The sequence below is a fragment of the Spirulina subsalsa FACHB-351 genome, assembly GCF_026130165.1.
Lineage (GTDB): Bacteria > Cyanobacteriota > Cyanobacteriia > Cyanobacteriales > Spirulinaceae > Spirulina_A > Spirulina_A subsalsa_A.
The window spans coordinates 1-6357 of the sequence record NZ_JAIHOM010000183.1 but is presented as its reverse complement, the minus strand read 5'-3'; the positions used below and the strand labels follow the sequence as shown (position 1 = coordinate 6357).

Here is a 6357-nt window from a genome sequence, read left to right as displayed (position 1 = left end):
GGATTGTTGTGGGGCTTGAGCGGGGGAGGTTAGGGGTTTGGGGGAGGGGGCAGGGGCTTGAGGACTGTCTTTTGAGGGGGAGGGTGTTGGTGGTTCAAAAAACTGATCAAGGGAGGGGTCAGCAGAACGCAAATACTGCACGGCAGCCCAATCAATCTGTTGTTCAAGGGAGACAATTGTTTCCGCCTTAGACTCCAGAAACTCCGCTTTCATTTGATCTAAATATTGGTAGTGGGAACTAGCTCCAAAAAGGTAGGCGGTGACTAATAAAATGCCGCTAGTTGCCCAAATGGTACTACTTTCAACGGGTTTGCTGGTCTTGTAACGGTATTTAATGCCGACTGGTTTGAGAATCCCTTTCATAATGTTTGCTGCCCTGTGCCAAGATTGGAGTTTTCCACGATGCTGCATGACTAGAATGAAACGATTGCTCTCTTGATTTACAGATTTTTAAGGAGTCAACCGCAATTTTTTCACTCTATACTCAGAGATTATACGGAAAGTTCCGTAAATTTTCGAGGAATTTGTTTAAAGTTTTGATGAAGTTGAGAGAGAATTGCCATTTTTACGCAAAAGGGGTTATATTTTAGCATTTATACTTAAGCATTAATGCTCAATCTATCCTGTACTATGGGGATCTCTGGGATTCGGGGAAAGTTTGATGCAATTTGTTAGCCAAGATTGAGTTTGTTGGAGGTTTGACTCTTTTATTTTCGGCTAAAAGGCTGGTGGAGAAAGTGATGGAGGTGGTGTCAAGGGTGTTATTTTGGACAAGGGGAAGACTGAGCTTGATGTGAGAGGAAGGTGAGGGCGATCGCATTTTGTCGGGATTTTCCTTGTTGTTGCCCGGTGATCAAGGCCCCGAAGGTTTGATATTTCCTCCTTGCTCCGATCTCAGATTCTAGCTTCTTGTTCTAGGCCGAGAAGTTGTGATGCAGAGCAATCCCTAAGCCCTAAAACAAGAGACAAGGAAACCCCTTGTCTCTCCTATCAAAGTCGATGGTAGTTGTCTTTTGTTCGACTCTTAAATTTCCGCCACAGCCCGTTCAATTAACCGCCGGGCTAGGGTTTGCGTTCCGGTATGTTCGTAGTAATTGGTACTCATATCCAGAAAGGCGGCGAGGTAGTCTAGTTTATCATCGGCAATCTCCACAAAGCGGGTGAGGTTACTGGTGACTTTTTGCGGGGTTAAATCGCGATCGCGCACAAATCCCCCCATCCACCCTTGCACAGAATCAAAACTCTGACCGATAAAGTCCAGTTTTTTCGCCGCATTATTCCCCGGAATGGAATCCTTGATACTACTAAAGGTGCCATTACTTTCCAATTCTTTGGGGCTTAAATCCCCTAACATTCCTTGGGCCTTTTGGATAAAATCCGGGCCGAGGGGAATTAAAGCATCCAAACAGACGAGGGCTGACATCCGCATTAAGGATTCTCCCCCATAGTCCGCCAAGGAACGGACAAAATCCCCCAAACTATCCCCCGGAATGCCATTAATTTGGCAAAAGGCCACCACTTCCACCACTAACTTTAAGCAGAGATCAATGGTTTGAGCCTTATCCGCCTTGGGGGTAATATTGCTCAAAAAGCCCAAAAGGGGGACTTTTTCCCCCACCTTATTGGCTAAAGCGGCAGCCCCGAGGGCCGAATCTGTGCGATCCACCGTTTGGTAAAGCCACATCGCCCGTTGATAGCCTTGAGACTTGTCATTGTAGAGCCAAACAGCGCGATCGCCAATTTGTTGGATTAAATCGGCATCGGTTTCCCCCGTCACCTCCCGAATCGTATTTTTAAACCCCACCAAATTATTCCATTGCCCCGGAATGACAAAATCCAGACCCCGCAACACCTTCACCGTGAAATTATCCGTCGGTAATTCATCCACTAACTCAAAAATCGGCTTACTCATCACAGTCCTCCAATTACTTCAACCGTGCTAAACCACTCAGATCAAACTTCCCTAACCAAGTTTTGCGATCGCCCTCCGTAAACTCCGGATCCCGTGACAACACCTTCACCTGAAACCGATCCGCCACCAACAGCGCCGTCGCCGTATTCCCTTGAGCCACCACCGGATAGCCCTGAATCTGCTCCGTACTATTCGCGAACTTCTGGGCAGCTTCGGGATTACTCACCGTATCCGACACCGCCAACATGGCCACATCTCGCCCCTCCCGTTTTAACTTCGCCTCCGCAAAGCCCTTTTTCTCCTGAGCATAGACCACCTCATAGCCCGCTTGGGAACGGGGGAAGAACTTATTAAACTCACCTCCTGCCACAGCCTCGCGATCTACTGCCCTGGCCCCCCGTTGGGTACTCTCCTGTTGGGCCTGTTGAAAATCAGAAGGCGGTGCAGAATCACAGGCTGTAATTAACAACAGCAGGGATAATAATAATGGGGCTAAAAATTTCTTAAGTCGGAACATAACCATTCACCCTATTCTGTGAGATGAGATATATTCCGTCCATTGTCACCGAACTCCTGCCCACCCGCAAATTCCGTTAAAAATGTTTACCCTGAATCGAAAACGGGGCAGAGTTAGGGTAGGAAACTCCCCTATCCCCCCCTAACCCTAATTTTAGAGAGTCCATGCGTATCCTGATCTACTCCTACAACTATCACCCAGAACCCATCGGCATCGCTCCCCTCATGACTGAATTAGCCGAGGGATTAGTGCAACGAGGGCATCGGGTGCGAGTTGTTACGGCCATGCCCTGGTATCCAGAAAGTGAAATTTATGAACCCTACCGAGGGAAACTCTACCTAACTGAAGAACGCAACGGCGTTAAAATTCAACGCTGTTATGTGCGTTCTAGCCCCAAACGCAGCCTTTTAAATCGGGCGCTCTTTGAACTGAGTTTTGCCGGGTTGAGTTTTTTCCAAGCCTTAAGGGGATGGCGACCGGATGTTATATTACTCACCGTGCCGGGTTTACCTGTGGGGGTGCCGGCCTCCCTATTAGGTTGGATTTATCGCTGTCCAGTGGTGCTAAATTTACAGGACATCCTCCCCGATGCCGCCGTTCATGTGGGGTTAATTACCAGCAAAAAAGCGATCGCCGTTTTCTCCGCCCTCGAAAAATACAACTACTGGATGGCACGCCAAATCAGCGTCATCGCCGAAGGTTTCCGCGATAACCTCCTAGAAAAAGGAGTCTCCCCCGAAAAAATCACCCTCATCCCCAACTGGGTGAAAGTCGATTTCATTAAACCCTACCCCCGCGAAAACAACTATTTCCGCTCCTCTTACCACCTCAACAATAAATTTGTTGTCTTATACTCCGGGAACATTGCCCTCACCCAAGGCATAGAAACCGTCATCGATGCCGCCACCTACCTCCAAGACACCCCCGACATTCAACTGGTCATAGTTGGCGAAGAAAAACGCCTAGAGAAACTGGAAAAATACCGCCAAAAACAACAAGTCGGCAACGTCACCCTCTGCCCCTTCCAGCCCCGGGAAAAATTACCCGAAATGCTCTCCGCCGCCGACGTGGGTCTAGTCGTCCAGAAGAGTAATGTGGTAGCGTTTAATATGCCCTCAAAAATTCAAGTCCTCCTCTCCAGTGGTCGCGCCATTATCGGCTCCGTCCCCGCCAGTGGCACTGCTGCCAAAGCCCTTAAAGCCAGTGGAGGTGGTCTAGTGATCCCCCCCGAAGACCCAGCCGCCCTCGCCGAAGCCATCCGGGATCTGTATAATCATCCAGAGAAGGTGAAAGAATTGGGTCAAAATAGCCGTCAATACGCCATCGAAAATTATTCCTTCGAGTCCGCCCTAGACCGCTACGAACAACTGTTCCAAAGCTTCAAACAGAAAGGAAAACCGTAACGGTGCATCCCCTCCCTAAATATTCAATATAACCCCCCTAGCGTCCCCTTGGAAGCTTTTGTGTTAGAATTTTGATTGATTTTGTCATTTCACGAGTCAAATCCGACTCTGAGGCTTTACTGAGGAATGTCCATGACTAGCAGCAGCAGTTATAGCGCCGACCAGATTCAAGTTCTAGAAGGTCTAGAGCCAGTGCGGAAACGCCCCGGGATGTACATTGGCTCAACCGGTCCCCGTGGCCTCCATCACTTAGTTTATGAAGTGGTGGACAACTCCATTGATGAAGCCTTAGCGGGCTATTGCACCCATATTGAAGTCGAAATTAATGCCGACGGTTCTGTTGCAGTCACCGATGACGGACGGGGCATTCCCACCGACACCCACCCCACCACCGGGAAATCAGCCCTAGAAACGGTGATGACGGTGTTACACGCGGGGGGGAAATTCGGCGGGGGTGGGTATAAAGTCTCAGGGGGATTACACGGCGTTGGGGTGTCTGTGGTCAATGCCCTCTCGGCTTGGGTAAACGTCACAGTTTACCGGGAGAATAAAGTGTTCACCCAACGCTATGAACGGGGCGTGCCAATGGGGGATCTCACCGAAGCCCCCAGCCAGGAGAAAAACCGCACCGGGACGGCTGTTTGTTTCCTCCCCGATGAGCAGATTTTCACCGAAACCCGGGATTTTGACTACAACACCCTCGCCGGACGGTTACGGGAGTTAGCTTACTTAAATAAAGGGGTTCGGATTACTTTTACCGATGACCGCCCCACCGAAACTCGCACCGAAAGCTATTGTTATGAGGGGGGGATTCGGGAATATGTCACCTATATGACCCGGGAGAAAGAACCCCTCCACGCGGATATTATCTATGTGGAAGGAGAACGGGATGGTGTGACGGTTGAAGTGGCGCTTCAGTGGTGTGTCGATGCCTACAGTGATAATTTATTGGGCTTTGCCAATAATATTCGCACCATTGACGGGGGGACTCATTTAGAGGGGTTAAAAACGGTTTTAACTCGCACATTGAATTCTGTGGGGCGCAAACGCAACAAGATTAAGGAAAATGAATCTAACTTGGCCGGGGAGAATGTGCGGGAAGGCTTAACGGGGGTGATTTCCGTTAAGGTGCCGGATCCAGAATTTGAGGGACAAACTAAAACCAAGTTAGGGAATACGGAAGTCCGGGGGATTGTGGATTCTCTGGTGGGGGAAGTCCTCAATGAGTATTTAGAGTTTAACCCCCAAGTCGCCGACTCGATTATTGAGAAGGCGGTACAGGCCTATAAGGCGGCGGAAGCGGCACGACGAGCGCGGGAGTTGGTGCGTCGGAAGTCGGTGTTAGAATCCTCTCCCTTGCCGGGGAAATTGGCCGATTGTAGCACGAGAGATCCTTCCGAGTCGGAGATTTTCATTGTGGAAGGGGATTCGGCCGGAGGTTCTGCCAAACAAGGACGCGATCGCCGTTTTCAGGCCATTCTCCCCCTACGGGGTAAAATCCTGAACATCGAAAAAACCGATGATGCGAAAATCTATAAAAATACCGAGATTCAATCCTTAATTACAGCCCTCGGATTGGGCATTAAAGGGGAAGAATTTGATCCCTCTAACCTGCGTTATCATCGTGTGGTGTTAATGACCGACGCAGACGTAGACGGGGCCCATATTCGCACTTTGTTGCTGACCTTTTTCTACCGCTATCAACGGGAATTAGTGGATCAGGGGTATGTTTACATTGCCTGTCCGCCCTTGTATAAGCTAGAACGCGGCCGCAGTCATCAATACTTGTATAGCGATCGCGAACTACAACAGGCGATCGCCCAATTCCCCGCCAACGCCAACTACACCATCCAACGGTTCAAAGGGTTAGGGGAAATGATGCCTCAACAGCTTTGGGAAACCACCATGAACCCAGAAACCCGAATGCTCAAACGAGTAGACATTGAAGACGCCGCCAAAGCAGAGAATATGTTCACCACCCTGATGGGGGATAAAGTCGCCCCCCGACGGGAATACATCGAAACCCACGGGCCTCGTCTCAACCTGATGGATCTCGATATTTAGGGCTTGCTGAATATGGCTCTAATCCCATGAATAGGGGGGCGTATGGTGTAGGGGCAACATGAATTGCCCCTACTGCAACGGTAACGATTAGATACAATGGCATTTTCCCGACTCCCGATTCCCGACTCTCCGAGTTTTTCAGCAAGCTCTAGTTTAGAAGAGTTTTTTTGTTCAGTCGAGTGGATGCCTTCAACACTTCTGAGGCGGTTGCTATAATACGGTCTTAGATCAACTCTAAAAAGAGTCGATCTAAGACCATAACATAAAAAGTAGTGCTATACGAGACATCAAAGCCAAAAACGCCCCACTGAAAAAACAGTAGAGCAGAAACAGCAGAGCGTTTTGTGTAAAAATTAGGCCTGGCAAGGAGCGATTGTCCCAAGAGGCAACCCTCAAAGTATCGTAGCCGCGCCAACGTTTCACAACCGAGTTCGGGAAGGGATCGGAGTGGGGCCGAAGGG

General features: G+C 49.4%; 4 protein-coding genes, 1 rRNA gene and 1 pseudogene. 2 read left to right on the top strand and 4 right to left on the bottom strand.

Annotated elements, in window-relative coordinates; all coding sequences use genetic code 11:
* The 3 genes and pseudogenes from K4A83_RS21415 to K4A83_RS21405 all read right to left on the bottom strand — a co-directional run.
* Positions 1-363, bottom strand: a pseudogene (locus tag K4A83_RS21415) (hypothetical protein); the annotation flags it as partial.
* Between the two features lie 661 nt (positions 364-1024).
* Positions 1025-1912 (bottom strand): hypothetical protein, encoded by an 888-nt coding sequence (locus K4A83_RS21410; protein ID WP_265266742.1) that lies wholly within the window; start codon positions 1910-1912, stop codon positions 1025-1027.
* Between the two features lie 13 nt (positions 1913-1925).
* Positions 1926-2435 carry a hypothetical protein gene (locus tag K4A83_RS21405; protein ID WP_407810260.1) on the bottom strand — a complete coding sequence of 170 codons (510 nt, stop codon included), beginning with the start codon at positions 2433-2435 and terminating at the stop codon, positions 1926-1928.
* A 158-nt stretch (positions 2436-2593) separates the two neighbouring features.
* Here K4A83_RS21405 and K4A83_RS21400 point away from each other — a divergent pair, with 158 nt between their 5' ends.
* The gene (locus K4A83_RS21400; RefSeq protein WP_265266739.1) at positions 2594-3832 is read left to right on the top strand and encodes a glycosyltransferase family 4 protein; all 1239 of its coding nucleotides are present in this window, start codon (positions 2594-2596) and stop codon (positions 3830-3832) included.
* 132 nt (positions 3833-3964) lie between these two features.
* Complete coding sequence (gyrB, locus tag K4A83_RS21395) at positions 3965-5896, top strand: DNA topoisomerase (ATP-hydrolyzing) subunit B (RefSeq protein WP_265266738.1); 1932 nt, start codon at positions 3965-3967, stop codon at positions 5894-5896.
* A 357-nt stretch (positions 5897-6253) separates the two neighbouring features.
* Here the strand turns inward: gyrB and rrf are convergent.
* A 5S ribosomal RNA gene (rrf, locus tag K4A83_RS24120) occupies positions 6254-6357 on the bottom strand; the annotation flags it as partial.

Coding starts and splice junctions, on each gene's coding strand:
- K4A83_RS21405 (WP_407810260.1), bottom strand. CDS start 2,435: ATGGTTATGTTCCGACTTAAGAAATTTTTAGCCCCATTATTATTATCC.
- gyrB (WP_265266738.1), top strand. CDS start 3,965: ATGACTAGCAGCAGCAGTTATAGCGCCGACCAGATTCAAGTTCTAGAA.
- K4A83_RS21410 (WP_265266742.1), bottom strand. CDS start 1,912: ATGAGTAAGCCGATTTTTGAGTTAGTGGATGAATTACCGACGGATAAT.
- K4A83_RS21400 (WP_265266739.1), top strand. CDS start 2,594: ATGCGTATCCTGATCTACTCCTACAACTATCACCCAGAACCCATCGGC.